1 protein-coding gene is annotated in these 23,787 nt (G+C 49.8%); it reads left to right on the forward strand.

What is annotated here, in order from left to right:
• The gene (locus ACM1ND_RS00420) at window positions 1-23,727 is read left to right on the forward strand and encodes a non-ribosomal peptide synthase/polyketide synthase (RefSeq protein WP_418026915.1); all 23,727 of its coding nucleotides are present in this window, start codon (window positions 1-3) and stop codon (window positions 23,725-23,727) included.
• Window positions 23,728-23,787 lie beyond the last annotated feature (60 nt).

Here is a 23,787-nt window from a genome sequence, read left to right on the forward strand (position 1 = left end):
ATGAATGACATGCAGTTATATGATTTAACAAATGCGCAGAAGCGTATATGGTATACCGAATTACTCTACCCAGATACGTCAGTGTCACAGCTTTCCGGTACAGCTAAGATGAAGGGGCACATCAATATTGCTGCCTTTATGCAGTCCATTAATTTGATTATCAAACAGTATGATGCGTTCCGCATCCGTATTACTTCGGTGGATGGAGTGCCTCAGCAGTACGTCGTTCCTTATGAAGAGAGACAGCTGGAGTGCCTGGATCTTAGCCACTATGAAAGTGTATCTGAGGTGGAAGCCTTACTTGAGCAACACAAAAGCAAACCTTTGCCCCTGCTGGATTCTGAGCTCTTCCAGTTTTTAATTGTGAAGATTAGCGAGGAAGAGTATTGGATTAATATCAAGATGCACCATATTATTTCTGACGGAATATCAATGGTGGTCTATGGCAATCAGCTGACAACATTTTACATGGAGTTAATTCAAGGAAATGAACCGAAGCTGGGCGACGATTGCTCGTATATTCAATATATTGCAGATGAGAATGCATACGAACTTTCTGACAGATACCAAAAGGATAAGGCTTACTGGCTGGATAAATTTTCTGATTTGCCTGAGCTTACGGGTTGGAAGTCATATAATCCGTTATCTTTAAGCACCCACGCCGTTCGGGAGCATTTTACCGTACCAGAAGTGCTATATCACGAGCTGCAAGCATTTTGCCAACAGAACAGGATTTCTTTGTTCCAGTTCTTCATGGGTGCGATGTATATCTACATACACAAAATGACGAATCAGCCGGATGTGGTGATTGGCACTTCGTTCGCTAACCGGGGGAACAAAAAAGAGAAGCAAAAGATAGGTATGTTTGTCAGCACCGCTGCTGCCAGAACATACGTCAAAAAGGATATGGATGTGTTGAGCTTCCTGCAGGATGTAGCCAGAGATCAGATGTCAGTCCTGCGGCATCAGAAGTATCCGTACAATCAGTTAATTCAGGATCTTAGAGAAATGCATGGTAACAAGGATATTCAGCGGCTTTTTGGCGTTTCAATGGAATATCGTCTTATCAATTGGGTTGATTTGGATGATGTGCGCATTTTGACGGATTATGATTTCTGCGGGGACGAAGTGAACGATTTCGTGCTTCATATCGTGGAAATCCTGGATGAAGGCGAACTGGTACTGGATGTCGATTATCGGACGGAGCTGTTTGAACGCAGTGAAGTTAAGGACATGGTTTCCCAGTTGCTTACGATCGCCGAGCAGATCATTCATTCACCTCAGCTTTCTATCGCAGAGGTAAACTTATTGGGTGAACCAGAAGAGCAATCCATTTTGGCTCTTTCGGAAGGCGCTGCAGTCGATTATCCACGTGAGAAGACCATCCATGGCTTATTCGAGGAACAAGCCGAGCGCACGCCAGATCACGTAGCCGTTCAGATGGACGAGCAGAGCATTACATACCTAGCTCTAAACGAGCAGGCTAACCAGCTTGCGAGATATTTGCGCTCCGAGGGAGTAGTTGCAGATACGCTCGTAGGGATTATGGCTGACCGTTCCTTGGAGATGGTCATTGGGATGTTGGCCATTTTGAAAGCAGGTGGTGCCTATGTACCGATTGACCCCGATTATCCCGAGGAACGTATCCATTATATGCTGGAGGATTCAGGGGTCCGTCTGTTGCTCACCCAAAGTCATCTATGGGAGAGCACCACTTTTGACGGAAAGCTTGTGAGTTTGGACGAAGCTACAACGTATACAGGAGATGCTTCCAATCTGGAGAGTATTTCGGGACCAAGCCATCTAGCCTATGTTATCTACACGTCGGGTACGACCGGCAAGCCGAAGGGCACGCTGATTGAACACAAAAATGTGGTTCGACTGCTCTTTAACGATAAAAATCTATTTGATTTCAGCTCTCAGGATACGTGGACGCTATTCCATTCGTTCTGCTTCGATTTCTCCGTTTGGGAGATGTACGGAGCGCTTCTTTACGGAGGGAAATTGGTGATTGTTCCATCTCTCACAGCCAAGAGCCCAGCAGCTTTCCTGGAGTTGTTGAAAGACAACCAAGTCACCATTTTAAATCAGACGCCAACGTATTTTTATCAGGTGCTACAGGAAGAGTTAACGCACTCTTCGACAGAGCTTGGCCTTAGAAAAATCATTTTTGGTGGAGAGGCCTTAAGTCCATCTCTTCTGAGAAACTGGCGGGTCAAGTATCCTGATGTGCAGCTGATTAATATGTACGGAATTACGGAAACAACAGTCCATGTCACCTACAAGGAAATCACGGAACATGAGATTGAAGCGGGGAAAAGCAATATTGGCAGAACGATCCCCACACTTAGCGCTTATATTCTCGATGAGCAAAGACGGCTGCAGCCTGTTGGGGTTCCGGGAGAGCTATACATTGCAGGGGACGGTCTTGCCCGTGGGTATTTGAATCGGCCGGATTTGACGTCTGAGAAATTCGTTGAGCATCCGTATCGGGCGGGAGAGCGGCTGTACCGAACTGGGGATCTTGCTCGTTGGTTGCCTGATGGCAATATTGAATATTTGGGACGGATCGACCATCAGGTCAAAATTCGCGGCTACCGAATTGAGCTTGGCGAGGTAGAAGCCCAAATTCTCAAGGCTCCGAACGTACGAGAAACGATTGTCCTCGCACGGGATGACGAACAGGGCCAAAAATTGCTGTGCGCCTACTATGTAGCCTCCAGTGATCTTTCGCCGGGGGAATTGCGGTCTCAGCTGGCAGCGGAACTCCCCGCTTACATGATTCCTTCTTATTTTGTCCGGCTGGAGCAAATGCCGCTTACGCCAAATGGCAAACTGGATCGCCGTGCGTTGCCGGCTCCTGAAAGCAGCGTACAATCCGGCGAGGCTTATTTGGCTCCGAGAACTGCTGTGGAAGCTCAGATGGTACTCATCTGGCAAGATATCTTGGGAGTTGCCCGCGTCGGTGTCAGAGATAATTTCTTTGAAATTGGTGGTCACTCTTTGCGGGCAACAGTGCTCGTTTCACGGATTCACAAAGAATTGGGATGTAGCATTTCGCTGCGTGAGGTGTTTCAGTCACCTACGGTCGAATCCTTGGCGCAACTTGTGAAAAAACACATTCCGACCCTGTACGAATCCATCCCGCGGGCAGCGGAAAGCGAAGCTTACCCAGTGTCCTCAGCGCAAAAGCGGTTATACGTGCTGAGACAGATGGACGGGGGAGAGCTTAGCTACAATATGCCAGGGGTCTTCACAGTGGATGGACCATTGGATCGCACGCGGCTGGAGTCCGCGTTCCAGGCACTGATCCAGCGTCATGAATCCCTGAGAACTGGCTTTTATATGCAGGATGGAGAGCTTGTTCAGCGTGTGCATAGGAATGTGCCGTTCGCGTTGAACTATACAGAGGCTTCGGTGGAGGAGACGGATACGCTCATTCACAACTTTATTCGTGCCTTTGATCTGAGCCAGGCTCCATTACTGCGTGTTAGCTTGGTGAAGCTCCAGGAGGAGCGTCATCTGTTGCTGTTTGATATGCATCACATCATTTCAGATGGGGTTTCTATTCAAATATTGATAGAGGAACTTACTCATTTGTATCAAGGAGAACAGCTACCAGAGCTGCACATCCAGTACAAGGATTATGCCGTATGGCAACGGGAACAGTCAGAGAACCAATGGCAAGATCTTGAGAAATATTGGCTGCAATCCTTTGAAGGAGAGTTGCCGGTATTGGATTTGCCTACAGACTTCCAACGACCTTCGGTTCGGAGCTTCGAGGGTAGCCGAATTGATTTTACATTGGATGAGTTTGGAAATAAGGCAATACAAGAGCTTGCATCCCGTACAGGTACTACACTGTATATGGTATTGCTGGCCGCTTATTCGGTACTACTGCACAAATATACAGGACAAGAGGACATCGTCGTAGGTTCTCCAGTAGCCGGAAGACCGCAGGCTGAGCTTGAGGGCATCATCGGAATGTTTGTCAACACACTGGCCTTGCGCAGCTACCCGGCAGGAGATAAAACCTTTCAGGATTATCTTCTGGAAATCAAGGAAACGGCGCTCAAGGCGTTTGAGCATCAGGATTACCCTTTTGAAAAATTGGTCGAAAAGCTGGGCGTAGGACGTGATGTCAGCCGCAATCCGCTCTTTGACACCTTATTGGTATTACAAAATACCGAGCAGGAAGAGCAGGATATGGACGGAGTGCACTTTACTCCTTACTTGATGGACACCGTCACAGCCAAGTTTGACCTGTCCCTCAATGTAGAGGAGAAGGGATCAAAATTAGCCTTTGGCCTCGAGTATAGTACGGCTTTATATCGGCGTGAAAGTGTAGAGCGACTTGCAACGCACTTGCTCCGGGTTCTGCATGCAGTCTCGGCCAATCCTCAGTTGCAACTGGCCGAGATTGAAATGATCACACCGGAGGAGAAAGTACAAATCGTTGAAGTATTTAACGCGACATCGGCCCCTTATCCAAGGGACAAGACCATTCATGAGCTGTTCGCGGAACAAGTCAAGCGTACACCGGAGCAGACGGCGCTTGTATTCGGCGATGTCCAGCTAACGTACCTTGAATTGGAAGACAAGGCGAGCCGACTGGCCCAAACACTGCGTCGTTTGGGAACGTTGAGGGAGCAGCCTGTGGCCGTGATGGGCGGACGAAGCATTGAGATGGTCATTGGTATGCTCGCGGTGCTTCAGGCAGGTGGAGCCTATGTGCCGATTGATCCTGATTACCCGGAAGATCGGGTACGTTATATGCTTGATGATTCCGACGCCAAGCTATTATTGGTGCAAAAGGGCGAGCTTATAAGTGTAGACTACGGTATACCAATTGTCGATCTTAGCAGTGAAGAGGCTTATGCTGCTGAGCCTGCCCAGCCGGAGACGGCTCAGGGATCGCAGGGGCTTGCTTATGTCATCTATACATCGGGTACGACGGGTAGACCGAAGGGCGTTATGGTTGAACACCGGAACGTGGTCCGTCTGGTCAAAGAGACCAACTATGTGGAGCTGAATGAATCCACACGAATTTTGCAAACAGGAGCCGTGGCCTTTGATGCTTCTACATTTGAGATATGGGGAGCGTTGCTTAACGGTGGGCAGCTCTATTTCGTAGAGAATGACGACATTCTGATTGCTGATAGGCTCAAAGCGGCTATTGCCAAGTACGGGATTACAACATTGTGGCTTACTTCACCCCTTTTCAATCAGCTTTCTCTGCAGGATGAGTACCTGTTCAGAGGGCTAAAAGCATTGTTAGTCGGCGGTGACGTACTGTCTCTATCTCATATGAATCGTGTAATCGAGGCTAATCCTGATCTTGTCCCTATCAATTGCTATGGTCCGACAGAGAATACGACCTTCTCCACCACCTACAAGATTCCAGATCGTGCCGAAGGGGGTGTGCCGATTGGTCGCCCAATTAGTAATTCGACCGCTTATGTGGTCAATGGATCGCTGCAATTACAGCCTATTGGTGCTTGGGGTGAACTCATTGTCGGCGGTGAAGGTGTAGCACGCGGATATCTCAATCGTCCTGATCTCACAGCAGAGAAATTTGTTCCTAGTCCTGTGAAGGACGGAGAACCCTGCTACCGAACTGGGGATTTAGTACGCTGGCTTCCAGATGGTAATTTGGAGTTTAAAGGAAGAATTGATGAGCAGGTCAAAATACGTGGTTACCGCATCGAACTCCCTGAAATCGAGGCCCAACTGGCCAAGGTGGAGTCGGTAATCGACGCCGTAGTGGTCGTTCGCGCGGATGAGCTTGGAGAGAAGCAGCTTTGCGCTTATTATGTGGCGGATCGTACGCTCACGGCGGGCGAAGTACGTCTTTCCCTATCGCAGGTACTTCCGGGCTATATGATTCCATCCTACTTTATCCAGATGGACCGTATGCCATTAACGTCAAACGGAAAAGTGGACCGCAGGTCTCTGCCGGCTCCTCAAGTAGGCGCGCATACAGGACGGAAGTATACAGCTCCTCGTACACCGGCTGAAGAAGCTTTGGCATCTGTCTGGCAAGGGGTACTGGGTGCCGAACAGGTGGGTATCCATGATAATTTCTTTGAATTGGGCGGAGACTCCATAAAAGCTATTCAGGTGTCGTCACGGTTACTACAGGCCGGCTATCGGTTAGAGATGAAGCAGCTGTTCAAATCGCCAACCATTGCCGAGCTAGGCGCTGAAATACAAACGGCTGTGCATATGGCTGAACAGGGAGTTGTGCGTGGAACGACTCGCTTGACTCCAGTCCAACAGTGGTTCTTTGGACGGAAGCAGGCAGAGCCTCATCACTTCAATCAAGCGGTTATGCTGTATCGTGAACAGGGATTTGAGGAAAAGGCCTTGCATCAGGTGCTAAGAAAACTCGCTGAGCATCATGACGCCCTTCGCATGGTTTTCCGTCAGACAGAGCATGGCTACGAAGCTTGGAATCGTGATCTTGAAGAAGGAGAGCTTTATAGCCTGTTCACCGCTGATTTACGGAATGAATCCGATCCGGCTGCAGCCATTACATCGCTGTCGGATAACATTCAGCGCAGTATCAATCTGGCAGAAGGTCCGCTGCTGAAGTTAGGACTTTTCCATTGTCAGGATGGAGACCATCTTCTGATCGTGATCCACCATTTGGTGGTGGACGGAGTATCCTGGCGGATTTTGTTCGAGGATATTGCAGCAGGCTATGAGCAGGTGATTCAAGGACAAGCGCTGACATTCCCGCAGAAGACGGATTCCTTCCGTGACTGGGGAGACGCCCTTGCTCGTTATTCGGAAGGTCCTGAAATGGAGACTCATCGGGCGTATTGGAGGGAGCTGGAGAATCAGCCACTCGAACAGTTGCCGAAGGATGAGGCTGTGGAAAGCCTTCTTTTACAGGATAGCAAAGTAATAACAGCACAATGGACTATAGAAGAAACCGACCAATTGTTGAGAAAAGCCCATCGTGCTTATCAAACAGAGACGAATGATCTGCTATTGACTGCTCTGGGCATGGCGGTATCCAAATGGTCTGGCATCGGAAAGGTTGCTGTGAATCTGGAAGGACACGGTCGTGAGCCGATTATACCGAATATCGACATCACCCGTACCGTCGGCTGGTTTACAAGTCAATACCCGGTGATTTTAGACTTGGGGGATGACCCAGAAGTGGCCTCCTTGATCAAGTCTGTGAAAGAAGGGCTGCGCCGAATTCCGAACAAAGGTATTGGCTACGGGTTGCTTAAAACGATGGCAAGTCAGTTGGATGAAGACAGCTTCAGCTTGCAGCCTGAGATTTCTTTTAACTATTTGGGGCAATTTGATCAGGATTTGCAAGGCAGCTCGTTGCAGATTTCTCCTTATCCGACCGGAAGCGCCCAAAGCTTGTTGGAGGAACCAGCCTATACGCTAGATATCAATGGCATGGTGACGGACGGAGCCCTGACTCTGACGATTACTTATAACGGAAAACAGTATAAGTTATCTACGATGGAACAGCTCGCTGGATATATTGAAGAAAGCCTGCGAGAGCTTCTCAAGCATTGCGTAACCCAAGAAAAAACCGTATTGACACCAAGCGACGTGCTTGCGAAGGGTCTAAGCATTGCCGATCTGGAGGAGCTTTCTAAGCAGACCAGCCACATAGGCGATATTGAGAATGTATATAGTCTGACGCCGATGCAGAAGGGCATGCTGTTCCATGATATGTTTGAGCCGCATACAGGTGCTTATTTTGAGCAGGCTGCCTTTGACTTTAAGGGTAGCTTTGATCCGACTGCATTCGGACACAGTCTGGATGCCGTGGTGGAGCGTCATGCCATCCTGCGCACGAACTTTTACAGCGGATGGGGCAGCGAGCCTTTGCAGGTTGTATTTCGACACAGAGGCGCTAAATTGGTGTACGAAGACCTGCGTGAGATGAATGCATCGCAGCGCGAAGCTTACCTGAAGACATTTGGTGCTAAGGACAAAGCACAGGGCTTCAACCTAGCTGAAGACGAGCTTCTCCGTGTATCAATTTTACAAACAGATGAAGAGAGCTTCCGCCTCTTATGGAGCTTTCACCACATCGTCATGGATGGGTGGTGTGTTCCGTTAATTACGCAGGAGGTATTTGAACACTATTTTGCCCTCCTGGAAGGAAGAGAGCCGCAGCTGGCAGAGGTCCATCCGTACAGTCGATATATCGAATGGCTGGAACAGCAGGATGAAGCAGTTGCGTCCAACTATTGGAGCCGATATCTGGCCGGTTACGAGCAGCAGACGCTTTTACCTCAAGTCGGTGGAGCAAGTAAGGGAGAAGGCTATGTAGCAGAAAAGCTGAATTATCCTCTCAGCAGGGAATTGACTGAGCGCCTTGAAAAGGTGGCCAGGGATGCTCATGTCACGATGAATATATTGCTGCAGTCCCTCTGGGGCATTGCGCTTCAACGCTACAACGGTAGCCGGGATGTCGTGTACGGAAGTGTAGTATCAGGCCGACCAGCAGAAATTCCGGGCATTGACCGGATGATCGGTTTGTTCATCAATACGATTCCCGTTCGTGTGAAGACAGAGGAGAATCTCCCCTTCACCGTTCTGATGAAGCAGCAGCAGGAACAATATATGGCTTCTCATATGTATGACACCTACCCGTTGTTTGAGATTCAGGCTCAGACGGATCAGAAGCAGGATCTAATCTCCCATATTATGGTGTTTGAGAACTATCCTGTGGAGGAGGAGGTAGAGCGTCTGGGTGGTGGCGAGGCTGCCTTTGAGATTGAGGAAGCGGAGCTTCTTGAGCAAACGAATTATGATTTTAATTTAATTGTCCTCCCTGGCGAAGAGATGAGATTGCTGTTCCAGTACAATGCACTTGTTTATGACCAAGTGACAATTGGGCAAATCAAGGGCCATCTGGTTCACCTTATGGAACAAATTGTAGAGAACCCTGCTATTTCCGTGGATGCACTAGAATTAGTCACGCCGCAGGAGAGAGAACAGATTCTGAACGTATGGGGAAATACAAAAGGCATTTACGAGCACTGTAACACGTTCCACGGGCTATTGGAGGAACAGGCGGGACGAACGCCGGATGCGACTGCCATTTGGTTCGAGGACGAGAGTCTGACCTATGCCGAGCTTAATGCAAAAGCCAATGGACTGGCCAGAAGGCTCCGTACTCAGGGAATCAAGACGGGAGATCTGGTGGGACTGATTGCTGAACGGTCGCTCGAAATGATCGTTGGGATCTACGGCATTATGAAAGCCGGGGGTGCCTATGTTCCAATCGACCCAGAGTATCCGAAAGAACGAATCAGTTACATGCTTGAAGATTCCGGAGCGAAGCTGATCCTTACACAGGCCCATCTCTTGGAACATCTCGGATGGACGGAAAATGTTTTGCTGCTGGATGAATCATCGACCTATGATGCCGACACCTCGAATTTGGAGGATACTGCTGGCCCGGATGATCTGGCTTACGTGATCTATACTTCAGGTACGACGGGTCAGCCTAAGGGCGTATTAGTCGAGCATCGGGGACTACCAAATCTTTCGGACGTATATGGGGCACACTTTGAAGTTACACCGCAGGATCGGATCGTTCAGTTTGCAAGCCTGTCGTTTGATGCATCGGTTTCGGAAATTTTAACGGCGCTGAGCCATGGGGGTGTTCTGTGCATCCCTTCTACAGAAGATATTTTAGATCATGCCCTGTTCGAGCAGTTCATGAACGATAAGGGGATTACGGTAGCGACTTTGCCACCCGCTTACGCTATCCACCTTGATCCAGAGCGTTTGCCAACACTGCGGTGCCTGCTAACCGCTGGATCGGCCGCATCGGTCGAGTTGATCGAAGAGTGGAGGAAGCATGTACGTTACTCTAATGGCTATGGCCCAACGGAGGACTCCGTATGCACCACAATCTGGTCTGTCCCGGACAGTGAGGAAGCAACGGATATTGTATCTATTGGACGACCTATTGCTAACCATAGTGTGTACATCTTGGATGACCATTTTAGATTGCAACCTGTCGGTGTAGCTGGAGAGCTATGCATTTCGAGTATCGGATTAGCACGGGGGTATCATAACCGGCCTGAGTTAATGGATGAGAAGTTCGTGGACAATCCGTTTGCTCCAGGAGAGCGTATGTATCGGACGGGTGACCTGGTTCGCTGGTTACCGAATGGAACCATCGAGTACTTAGGCCGAATAGATCATCAAGTCAAAATCCGCGGCTACCGTATCGAGCTAGGCGAGGTAGAAGCACAAATGCTCAGAGTGCCGTCCGTTCAGGAAGTCGTAGCCATGGCTGTAGAGGGCGATGACGGCTACAAAGATCTAGTCGCTTATTTCGTAGCTGCTCAGAAACTTGAGGTATCCGAGCTTCGGGCCGTCCTGTCGGAGATATTACCTGGATATATGATCCCTTCCCGCTTCATACAACTGGAGGATATGCCTCTGACGTCGAACGGAAAAATCGATCGAAAAGCGCTGCAGGGCGAGCGTGGATGGGCAGCGGCTTCATCTGAGGCTCCAAGGACACCTGTGGAAATTCAATTAGCCGAAATCTGGCAAGAGGTGCTGGGTGTAGAGAGCGCGGGAGTGAAGGATAATTTCTTCCATTTTGGAGGTCATTCACTGCGTGCAGCCCTGCTAGTCTCACGAATTCGCAAGGAAATGAATCGCGAGATTAGTCTGAGAGCAGTGTTCGAGTCTCCTACTATTGAAGGATTGGCTCGTGCCATTGAGGGCTATACACCGCTGAATTTCGAAGAAATTCCTACAGCGGGAGCGAGAGAGCATTATCCATTGTCCTCGGCCCAAAAACGACTGTTTATTCTAAGTCAGCTGGAAGGTGGAGAGCTGAGCTACAATATGCCGGGTATCCTTACCGTTGAGGGAGCTTTGGATCGGGAACGGCTAGAGCAGGCATTCTGTCGTCTAATTCATCGTCATGGTTCGCTGCGTACTCGTTTTGTGACCGTGAACGGTGAACCTGTACAGCAGCTCCTGACGGATGTTCCGTTTACTGTGGAATATGCGGAGTTGAGCGAGGAAGAGGCAGGAGCTACCCTTCAGCAGTTTGTCCGTCCTTTTGATTTAGGTGTAGCTCCATTGCTGCGGGTCGGCCTTATTCGAATTGCACATGAGCGCCATTTACTATTGTTTGACATGCATCATATTGTCTCAGATGGGGTTTCTATGAATATTCTCATAGAAGAGTTTCTCCGCTTCTACCAAGAGGAGGACGTATTCCCTGAACTACAGATCCAGTACACAGACTATGCTGTATGGCAGCAAGAGCAGCTCGGAAGCGAGCGTCTTAAGGCCCAGGAAGCTTACTGGCTGGATGCTTTCCGCGGAAGCTTGCCAGTGCTGGATTTGCCAGGGGATGAAGTTCGTCCTGCGGTGCGAAGCTTTGCGGGCGATCGAATCGACTTCCAAATTGATTCTTCTCTGAGTGCTTCACTTCAGGAGCTGGCTACCCGAACGGGTTCCACTCTGTTCATGGTACTGTTGGCAGCCTATACAGCGCTCTTGCACAAGTACACAGGTCAGGAAGATGTCATTGTCGGTTCACCTGTGGCAGGAAGATCCCATGCGACACTCGAAGGCCTCATCGGTATGTTCGTCGGCACAGTGGCACTTCGTACTTATCCAGAAGGAGAAAAGCCTTTCGAGGCTTATCTGCAGGAAGTGAAGGAAACAGCGCTGCGGGCCTATGAAAACCAGGATTACCCGTTCGAGGAGCTGGTAGAAAAGCTGGAGCTTCAGCGTGATTTGAGCCGTAACCCGCTATTTGATACCATGTTTGTCCTGCAAAATATTGAGCAGGGAGAACAAGAAATAGAAGGATTGCGCTTCACTCCTTACGATAATGTACATCCGGCTGCCAAGTTCGATCTCACGCTGACCGTGAGTGAAGCAGACGGGGTATTGAACTGCACGCTTGAGTACGCGACTGCGATCTACAAACAAGAGACTGCCCAGCGGATGGCAGGCCACTTTGTACAGCTTATTCGGGAAGCCGTCTCCAATCCGGGAATGCCGTTGTCATCCCTTGATATCGTGACACCTCAGGAAAAATCAAGGCTGATGAAAGCGCCGGACGAAGCCAAGGCAGATTATCCTCGTGACAAGACGATCCATGCGCTGTTCGAGGAACAGGCTGCACGTACTCCGAATGCGGTGGCAGTCGTATGTGAAAATGCAGCCCTGTCCTACAGCGAGCTGAACGAGCGGGCCAATGGACTTGCCAGAATGCTAAGGGAACGTGGTTTGCAACCAGACGGTTTGGCTGGAATTATGGCGGATCGTTCCCTTGAAATGGTGGTCGGGATTTTAGCCATCTTGAAGGCAGGCGGAGCCTATGTCCCTGTAGACCCTGAATATCCAGAGGACCGCATTCGCTTTATGCTTGAGGATTCGGGAGCCAAGCTACTGCTGACACAAGCGCATCTGGAGCAACGTGTCTCCTTCGCTGGGGACATCGTAAGTCTGGATAAAACGGCTTCCTATAAGGAAGATGTCTCAAACCTGCAGCCTGCAGCCGGACCGGAGCATCTTGCCTACGTCATCTACACATCGGGCACGACAGGCAAGCCAAAGGGAACGCTGATCGAGCATAAAAATGTAGTTCGCTTGCTCTTTAATGATAAAAATATGTTTGATTTTGGTCCTCAGGATACGTGGACACTGTTCCATTCATTCTGTTTTGACTTCTCTGTATGGGAAATGTACGGAGCATTGCTGAACGGAGGACGGTTGGTCATCGTTCCATCGCTTACCGCGAAGAGTCCAGATCGTTTCTTGCAATTGCTTAAGGATCAGAAGGTCACCGTTTTGAACCAGACACCGACGTACTTCTATCAGTTGCTACAGGAAGAGCTTGGTCATCAGGCGGCAGAACTGAGCCTCCGTATGATTATCTTCGGTGGGGAGGCATTAGCCCCGGCCCTGCTCAAGGAATGGAGAACGAAGTATCCGCAAGTACAACTCATTAACATGTACGGCATTACCGAAACGACCGTGCATGTAACCTACAAGGAAATTACAGAGTTGGAAATTGAACAGGGTCGCAGCAATATCGGCACCACGATTCCGACACTGCAGGCGTACATTTTGGATGAACAACGCCGTCCACAGCCGATTGGCATTCCAGGTGAACTTTATGTGGCGGGCGTAGGTCTGGCGCGAGGCTATCTGAACCGACCGGAATTGACGGAAGAGAAGTTTGTCGCTCATCCGTTTGAAGCGGGCGAGCGCATGTACCGCTCGGGTGACTTGGCACGCTGGTTGCCGGATGGAAGCATGGAGTATTTGGGACGGATTGACCATCAGGTAAAAATCCGTGGTTACCGTATTGAGCTGGGCGAAGTGGAAGCGAAGCTGCTCCATGCTCCGTCTGTAAGGGAGGCCGTTGTGCTCGCCCGGGAGGATGGAAGTGGACAAAAAGTGCTTGTCGGCTATTTCACTGCCGATCAGATGCTGACGGTAGGCGAGTTGAGAAAAGCCTTGGCTGCCGAACTGCCGACTTATATGATTCCATCTTACTTTATGCAATTGGAACAGATGCCTTTGACACCCAATGGCAAGCTGGATCGCAAGGCGCTTCCGGCTCCAGAGGCCAATGTGCAGACTGGGGCGGTTTATGAAGCGCCGAGAAACGCAGCTGAGGAAGCTTTGGCTTCCGTATGGCAAGGTGTGCTGGGAGCGCAGCAGGTCGGCATCCATGATCATTTCTTCGATCTGGGTGGTGACTCCATCAAGGCGATTCAAGTGTCCTCGAGATTGTTCCAAGCTGGATATAAATTAGAGATGAAGGATCTCTTTAAATATCCGACAATTGCCGAGCTAAGCCCGTATCTTCAGGCAGCTGGACGTATAGCGGAACAGGGCGAAATTAAAGGTGCAGCAGAGTTAATGCCAATTCAGCGTTGGTTCTTTGAACGCCATACAGCGGAGCCGCACCATTATAATCATGCCGTCATGCTCTATCGGAAAGACGGCTTTGATGAGGCTGCACTCCGGTTGACAATGGACCAAATTGCGATCCATCATGACGCGCTGCGCATGGTTTTCCGGCCTACAGAAGCTGGATACGCAGCTTGGAATCGGGGAACGGACGAAGGCGAGCTCTACACATTGGACATTGCCGATATGCGGCAGGCGGAAGACCAGACAGCTGCGGTTCAGGCCCAAGCCGATGCCATTCAGGCAAGCTTTGACTTGGAAGGTGGCCCACTGTTCAAGCTAGGCCTGTTCCATTGTGACGATGGCGATCATTTGTTGATTGTCATTCATCACCTCTTGGTTGACGGCATATCCTGGCGCATCCTGTTTGAGGACATTGCAGCGGGGTACGAGCAGGCATGGAATGGACAAGCAATCGTCCTTCCACAAAAGACCGATTCGTATCTTGTATGGTCTGAGCAAGCGACGAAGTATGCAGCAGGGCCTGCTCTGGACAAGGAGCGTGCATACTGGCAGCTGATCGAGGAGGCGATTTTGGCTCCACTGCCGAAGGATGAGGATCAGAAGCCGGGCACCATTCGGGATACTGAATCGGTTACGGTAACGTGGTCTGCGCAGGAAACTGACCTGCTGTTGCGACAAGCGAACCGGGCGTATCATACGGAGACGAATGACTTGCTCTTGACTGCTCTGGGGGCAGCCATTCAGCGCTGGACAGGCATGGAGCAGATTTTGGTCAATCTTGAAGGACATGGACGGGAAATAATCGTACCAGACCTGGATATTACCCGTACCGTGGGTTGGTTCACAACCCAGTATCCAGTTCTGCTGAACCTGCAAGGCAGACAGGAAGTATCTGCGCGAATCAAGCGCATCAAGGAGAATTTGCGAGAGGTTCCGCATAAAGGAATCGGCTACGGTCTTCTGAAGTATATGGCACCGGAGAAAAGTGTCGGATTCGGCGTGGAGCCGGAAATTTCCTTCAATTATCTTGGGCAGTTTGATCAGGATTTGGAGGGTAATGCCCTTAGCCTATCCACACATTCAATTGGTAAAGCGCTCAGCGATCTCACACCACAGCAATATGCTCTGGATGTGAATGGCATGATTGCTGAAGGCCAGCTATCACTGACGATTACGTACAGCAGCAGGCAGTATCGTAAGGAGACGGTGAGTCATTTTGCTGAATTATTACAGTCAAGCCTTAGTGAGGTCATCCGTCATTGTGTAGCTCAGGAGCGTACACAGCTTACACCAAGTGATGTTCTGTTCCAAGGATTAACATTGGAGCAGCTTGATCGACTCACGGCGCAGACGGCTCATATCGGAGAGATTGAGGATGTGTACAAGCTGACGCCAATGCAGAAGGGAATGCTGTTTCACAGCCTGCTGGAGCCGGACTCCTCTTCATACTTTGAACAGGCAACGTTTGAGCTGCGTGGTAGCTTCGATGTAGATATCTTCTTCGAGAGCTTCCAGGCTTTGGTGCAACGACATGCCATACTACGTACCGGCTTTTACAACAACATTGCTGATGTACCGCTGCAAGTTGTCTTTAAGCAACGGTTAATCCCTCTGCACTACGTAGATTTGCGCGACGCATCTATGCAGGAACAAGAAGCCCGAATCAAGGCTTATATTGCTGAAGATATGGTTAAGGGGTTCAGCTTGTCAGAAGATCCGCTGATGCGAGTGACCGTCTTGCAGAAGGATCAAAGCTGTCTTGTATTGTGGAGCTTCCACCATATTGTCATGGATGGCTGGTGTATCCCGATCATTACACAGGAGCTGTTCGATTATTATTCTGCCAAGAAACAGCAAATACAGCCTGTCCTACCGCCAGCTCAGCCCTATAGTCGTTATATCGAGTGGCTTGATGCACAGGATGATCAAGAAGCTTCAACGTATTGGAGCCAATATCTCGAAGATTATGACGGGAATACTGTATTGCCGGAAGGTAAAACGAAATCTCAAGCCAAAGAGGCGGGCTATGTTCTAAAAGAGCATGTTCTCCATCTGGGTGTATCTTTGACAGGTAAAATGGATGTTGTCGCGAAGCGCAATCACGTGACAGTCAACACACTCATGCAGACAGCTTGGGGACTGATTCTTCAACGTTATAATGCCAGCTCGGATGTCGTTTTCGGCGGCGTTGTGTCGGGTAGACCCGCTGAGATTGCAGGGATCGAAAATATGGTGGGTCTGTTCATTAATACAGTACCTATCCGTGTACAGTCATCCAAAGACGAAGCCTTTGTCGAAGTGATGAAACGTACACAGGCACAGTCATTGGCTGGTCGTGCCTACGACACCTATCCACTGTATGAGATTCAGGGGAAAACAACCCAAAAGCAGGACCTGATTTCTCATATTATGATCTTTGAAAATTACCCGCTCGACGAGCAGGTGGAGCAATCGGGGAATCAAACGGAGGACAATCTCGAAGTCGCCAACTTCACCATGTTTGAACAAACCAACTATGACTTTAACCTGGTTGTAATCCCAGGCGAAGACATCAAGGTCTGCATTCGCTATAATGCTTCGGTTTACGAGCAAGAAAGCATTGCACGAATCGGAGGACACTTGTTGCAGATGCTCGATCAGGTGGCTGCTCGTCCGCAGGCGACGATACAGGAACTGGAGATTGTAACATCTGAGGAACGGATGAACCTGCTTGACTGGGGCGGCAAGGCCCATACCTATCCAAGTGATCAGGGTCTGCATACCTTGTTTGAAGAACAGGTTGTCCGTACGCCGGATAAGATTGCGGCAGTAAACGGCGACATCCAGATCACGTATCGGGAGCTGAACGAGCAGGCGAACAGACTAGCTTCCACCTTGATAGACCAAGGACTACGGAGTGAACAAGTGGTAGGTCTGTTGGCAGATCGGTCTGTAGAGCTGCTTGTCGCCATCATGGGTGTACTCAAAGCGGGTGGAGCCTATGTACCTATTGATCCTGAATATCCGCAGGAGCGGATTCAGTATATTCTGAAGGATTCTGGCGCTGAAGTTCTGCTCACACAGAGCCACCTGACTAAGTTGGCCTCTTTTGAGGGAACGGTTATGGAATTGGATTCCCCGCACATCTACGGAACCGAGGTGGATAATCCCAATATTCCTGTTGGAGGAAACGATCTGGTGTACTTAATCTATACCTCGGGTACAACCGGAAATCCGAAGGGAACCATGATTAACCACAAAGGGATCGTGAACTACATCTGGTGGGCCAATAAGGTCTATTGTGCTGGGAAACCAACGGATTTCCCGTTGTATTCATCCATTTCGTTTGACTTGACGATGACATCAATGTTTACTCCGTTAATAAACGGAGGAATAGTGCGGATTTATGATGGTATAGATAAAGCGGAGGTTGTTCAGCATATTTTGCGCGAAAATGCGGTCGATATTCTCAAGCTGACGCCAACGCATCTCAGTCTGATAAAAGACATGACCATTCCAGCGGAAAGTCGTATTCAGCAACTCATTGTGGGCGGAGAAAATCTGACCACACATTTGTCCAAAACGATTACCGACCTCTTTGGTGGCAACATCAAAATCTACAATGAATACGGTCCGACCGAAACCGTCGTCGGCTGCATGATTCACCTGTACGATCCTGCGAAGGATACACGGGAATCCGTACCGATTGGGTTGCCGTCCGACAACATATTCATCCATATTCTGGATGATCAGCTTCGTCTCGTACCGTTAGGCGTGGAGGGCGAAATGTACATCGCCGGGGACGGGGTAGCCCGTGGATATCTGAACCGTCCTGAGCTTACCGCAGATAAATTCATTAGAAATCCGTTCGCTTCGGAAGGAAATATGTATCGCACTGGGGATTTGGCTCGTCGCCTTCCTAATGGAGACATTGAGTACATTGGACGCATTGACCATCAAGTTAAAATACGGGGCTATCGTATTGAGCTTGGTGAGATTGAGGCCAAGCTGCTGGACATTCCACTTGTCGAGGAAGCTCTCGTTGTTGCGTGGGCAGATGCTCATGGGCAGAAATCGCTGTGTGCTTACTTCGTAGCTGATCGCGAAATGTCTGTCAGCGAGCTGAGAGACGAACTGTCTGCCGGACTGCCTGCATATATGATTCCGTCTTACTTCGTCCAACTGGACGTGATGCCTCTGACACCGAATGGCAAGCTGGATCGCAAGGCACTGCCTGAACCGAACTCGGGTATAAAGGCGGGAGCAGACTTTACCGCTCCGCGGACGGATGTGGAGAACATTTTGGCTTCAATCTGGCAAGGTGTACTCGGCGTGCCGCTTGTCGGCATACATGATAATTTCTTTGAGCTTGGAGGTGACTCGATCAAATCCATTCAAGTATCCTCAAGGCTTCTCCAAGCAGGCTATAAGCTTGAAATGAAGGATTTGTTCGGTTATCCGACAATTGCAGAGTTGGCGCAGCGCGTTAGTGTGGTCAGCCGAATTGCGGATCAAAGCGAGGTACACGGAGCGGTAAGACTGGGGCCTGCCCAGCACAGATTCTTCCATGAACAGTCTATGGATCTGCATCACTTTAATCAGTCGGTCATGTTGTACCGACGGGATGGCTTCAATACCGATGCGCTCGCCGAGGTTGTTCGGAAAATTGCAGAGCATCATGATGCTTTACGACTGGTGCTCCGCCAAGGAGAGCAGGGGTTGGAGGCCTGGAACCGGAGCGTGGGTGAGGGAGAACTCTATAGTCTCCAAATCCATGACCTGCGGGATGAAACAGACCCCGCTTCAGCGATAGAAGCAGGTGCGGAAGCCATTCAGCGTAGCATCTCTCTGGAGGATGGACCTCTCTTTAGACTGGGTCTGTTCCGCTGTGTGGAAGGCGAACATCTGTTGATCGTTATTCATCATCTGGCTGTGGATGGCGTATCCTGGCGTATTCTCTTTGAGGACCTGCAGGAAGGCTACGAGCAGGCAGTACGTGGAGAAGCGGTCAAGCTTCCACAGAAGACGGATTCGTACCGTGCATGGGTTGAGGGAATCACACAATTTGCAAACAGCCCGGCGGCTGAACAAGAACTCAGCTATTGGGCAGAGGTAGAGGGAGATGGCTTTGCCCCTCTTCCAAAAGACAAGGTAGACGGCGCTCTTCTCATCAAAGACAGTGAGGCTGTCACGGTGAGATGGTCACCAGAAGAGACAGAGCAGTTCCTGAAAGAAGCGAACCGCACTTACAATACGGAGGTTAACGATCTGCTCCTGACGGCTCTGGGTATGGCTGTTCACGAGTGGACGGGAATCGAACGTGTAGGCATCCTTCTGGAGGGACATGGGCGGGAGCCTATTGTGCCGGAACTGGATATTACTCGCACAATAGGCTGGTTTACAAGTCAATACCCTGTCGCCCTTGAGATGGGAGGGGAATTGGAGATCGGCGCCAGAATCAAGCACATTAAGGAAGGCTTGCGTCGTATCCCGAACAAAGGTGTCGGATATGGTATTTTGAAATATTTAAGCGGCGGTTCTGGTGTCTCCTCCTTCTCGGCTGAACCTGAGATTACCTTCAACTACTTGGGACAGTTCGACCAGGATCTTGCAGGAGGGACGATGGAAGTATCGCCTTACTCAGTAGGACCTGAGGTCAGTGAGCAGATGGTGCAGCATCAGACATTGAACATTAATGGACTGATTGCCGAAGGACAGCTTCAACTTTCGGTCAGCTATAACCGTCATCAGTTCCACGGGGAGTCTGTGGCTAAGTTTGTTGACATTCTGAAGAACCGTCTCAGCGAAGTCATTGGACATTGCGTAAGTAAGAAAAGAACAGAACTTACACCAAGCGATGTACTCCTCAAAGATATCAGCTTGGAAAAAATCGAGGAGTTAGAAGAGCAGACACGGCATATCGGCAGTATTGAAAATATGTATAAACTGACGCCGATGCAAAAAGGAATGTTGTTCCACAGCTTGCTGGAGCCTCATTCGGAAGTCTACTTTGAGCAGGCCAAGTTTGAAATTCAGGGAGCATTCTATCCTGAGGATTTCAAACGCAGCTTAAAATATCTGATGAAACGGCATGCCATATTGAGAACCAATTTCCATGCCGGGTGGGGCGATTTCCCTATTCAGATTGTGTTCAAAGAAAGAGCATGTGACTTCGTATACGAGGATCTGCACGAGCTGGAAGCCGATGAAATTCAAGCGCGTCTTGCAGCTTATACTGCTCAGGACAAAGCAAGAGGCTTTAATCTTGCTGAAGAAGCATTGCTGCGTGTTGCTATTCTACGTACAGCAGAAGAGGCTTACCATTTGCTGTGGAGCTCTCATCACATCATTTTGGATGGCTGGTGTATGCCGCTTGTGCTCCAGGAAGTGTTTGAGACGTATGGGGTTCTGCGTGAGCAAAGGGAACCTGAGCTTCCTGCAGCTGTATCGTACAGCCAGTATATTCAATGGTTGGAGAAGCAAGGCGAGGAAGAGGCATCCTCTTACTGGAGAGGGTACCTGGAAGGCTACGAGCAGCAGACGAAGCTGCCACAAGCCATCACACAGCCATCGGCAAAAGCAGAAGCCTACGTGTCGGAGAAGCTGGTATTCACGTTGGATGCGGAACTGACCGATCGCCTGGAACAGGTGGCCAAACAGCATCAGGTGACGATGAATACGCTGATGCAAGCAGCCTGGGGAATCGTGTTGCAGCGTTACAATAGAAGCCAGGATATCGTCTTCGGAAGTGTGGTATCGGGAAGACCTGCCGAGATTCCGGGTATCGAAAGCATGATCGGTCTCTTCATTAATACAGTTCCGGTTCGGGTACAGGCCGAGGGAAGCGATTCGTTCTCCCATGTGATGAAAAGACAGCAGGAATTATATTTGGCAGGACATGCTTATGATTCCTATCCGCTCTATGAGATTCAAGCACAGAGCGAACAAAAGCAAGATTTGATTTCTCATATTATGGTGTTCGAAAATTACCCAGTAGAAGAGCATTTGGAAGAGAAAATTGCCAGTGAAGAGGCTGAATACAAAATTACGGATGTTCAGATGTTTGAACAGACGAATTATGATTTTAACCTCATTGTGCTGCCGGGTCGTAATCTGGAGTTCTTGTACCGTTACAATGCCCGCGTCTATGATCGGGAGAGCGTGGAACGAATTCAAGGACACTTGACGAGAATTCTGACAAGCGTTGCTGTTCAACCTGCTATCCGTATTGATGAGCTGGAGCTGATCAGGCCAGAAGAGAAATCGCAGATTATAGAGGTGTGGGGCGATACAGCAGCTCCTTATCCGCGTGAGCAGACCCTTCACGGTATATTTGAGGAAAAAGCAGCACTCACACCGGATTGTACAGCACTTATTTACGGTGAAACGGAGCTTACCTATGGAGAACTTCATCAGCAGGCGAACCGCCTTGCACGTACGCTGCGTGCCCAAGGGGTCAGACCGGACCAACCAGTCGGCATCATGGTCGAGCGTTCGCTTGAGATGATCATTGGCATTCATGCCATTCTAAAAGCTGGCGGGGCCTATGTACCGATTGATCCGGAGTTCCCAGAAGATCGTATTCGCCACATGCTGGAGGATTCGGGAGCGAAGCTTTTGCTGACGAAGAACCATCTCAAAGATCGTTTTCCGTTCACTGGCACGATCCTGGCACTTGATGATCCGCAGGCGTATCATGCGGATAGCTCGAATCTGGAGCCAATTGCGGGGCCGGAGCATCTGGCGTATATCATTTACACGTCAGGTTCAACCGGCAAGCCGAAAGGGGTAATGATTGAACATCGCGCTGCCGTCCATACGCTGAGTCAGTTGGAAGCTGAATATCCGATGTTGGCAGGCGACCGTTTCCTGCTCAAAACGACATTTACCTTTGACTTCTCCGTGCCGGAGCTGTTCTGCTGGTTCTTTGGAGAGGGGACTCTCGTGATCCTGCCACAAGGCGTGGACAAAGACCCGATGGCACTGCTAGGGGCCGTGGATACGAACCGTATCACGCATCTCAATTTGGTGCCGTCGATGCTCAGTGTGCTCGTTCAATACTTGAAAGAAAGCGGCGCCCAAGGATTCCTTACTCTGAAATATCTGTTTGCCTGCGGCGAGACGCTGCCTGCCAAACTTGTGGAAGAGTATTATAAAGTATCTCCTTACGCAGTACTGGAAAACATCTACGGTCCTACGGAAGCAGCCGTATATGCGACTCGGTATACAACGAGCCTTGAGACTGCGGCTCTAACGCATGTGCCAATCGGCAAACCGTACGCTAACGTCCAAGTATGGATGATGGACAGCGCTTCTCAGGTATCACCTGTGGGGGTACCGGGAGAACTCTGCATTGCGGGCGAAGGGGTAGCGCGGGGGTATTTCAACCAGCCGGACCTGACGGCAGAGAAGTTCATTCCTCACCCGTACAAACCGGGAGCACGGATTTACCGAACGGGCGATTTAGCCCGATGGCTGCCGGACGGGAATATTGAGTATTTGGGACGGATCGATCACCAGGTAAAAATCCGGGGTTACCGCATTGAGCTGGGAGAAGTGGAGGCACAAATTCTGAAGGTGCCATCGGTGCAGGAAGCGGTTGTTCTAGCACTGGCTGATTCTACTGGAAGTACTCAGCTTTGTGCATACTTTGTGGCCGAAGAGGGGCTTGCAGCCGGCGTACTACGCGAGGCACTGGCCAGCGAGCTGCCAAGCTACATGATTCCGACTGCTTTCGTACAGTTGGCACAAATGCCGCTGAATCCGAATGGCAAATTGGATCGCAAAGCGCTACCGGCACCGGAAACACTTCTGCGGAGCACAGCGGAGTATATCGCGCCGCGTACGCAGACAGAAGTAGAGCTCGCTCAAATTTGGTCCGAGGTGCTCGGCGTACAGGAAATCGGGATCAGGGATCATTTCTTCGAACTTGGGGGCCATTCCCTGAAAGTATTAGGCTTGATCCAAAGGATCTCGTCCGGTATGGGCGTCCAGCTCCCACTCCAAGTCGTGTTTAATCTGCCGACTGTGGAAGAAATGGCGCATGAAATTTCCAAGCTGCAGGCAACAACTGCTGCTAATGAAGAGGAAATGGAAATTATCCGCTTCCCAGGGAAAGGAACGCTCAAAGTGTTTTGCTTCCCTCCACGGGTAGGCCACTCTCTGGGGTACTATGAGATGGCCAAGGAGCTGGAAGGGCTTTGCGAGGTGTACGGGATGGAATTTATCGGCGATCGTTTCCAGGGTCAAGATATGCTGGATCGATACATCGATGCCATCGTGGATATTCAAGCAGAGGGTCCGTATATATTCCTGGGATACTCACTTGGAGGAAATCTCGCCTTCGAGGTAGCTAAAGCCATGGAAAGCCGAGGTCACCATGTTAGCGACCTTATTATGGTAGATGCTATGAGAAAGATGTCCAAGGATGAATCGACACCGGAGGAGCTTGAAGAGATTGTCGAGATGGTACTGGACAGCATTAGGGACCAGTACAAAGCATTCCTCGCCGATCCAGTGGACAGGGAGCGAGTCATGGACAAAATGTTGGTTTACTCCGTCTACCGCGATGAGCTTATTAACTCAGGTGAAGTTCATGCGAATATCCATGCTCTAATTGCAGAGGATGATAGTATTGGTCCGGATACATCATTAGATAAATTGTTATGGCAACAGGCGACACTTGGTCAATACAAAGAATACGAAGTCATCGGAACGCATGATGTGCTGCTTGATTCCGGTTTTATTGGGGAAAATGCTAAAGTACTGAGACAGATACTTGGCAAGGTCGCAGAGGCCCCATCTAAAAACAAGCCCATTTTGTCCTAAGCTCAATCAAGCATAATAAGTGTTAGGCAGCAAAGACGCCCGGATTCCTTTATATAGAAG

It is taken from the genome of Paenibacillus sp. JJ1722, assembly GCF_048282685.1.
Taxonomy (GTDB): domain Bacteria; phylum Bacillota; class Bacilli; order Paenibacillales; family Paenibacillaceae; genus Paenibacillus; species Paenibacillus polymyxa_B.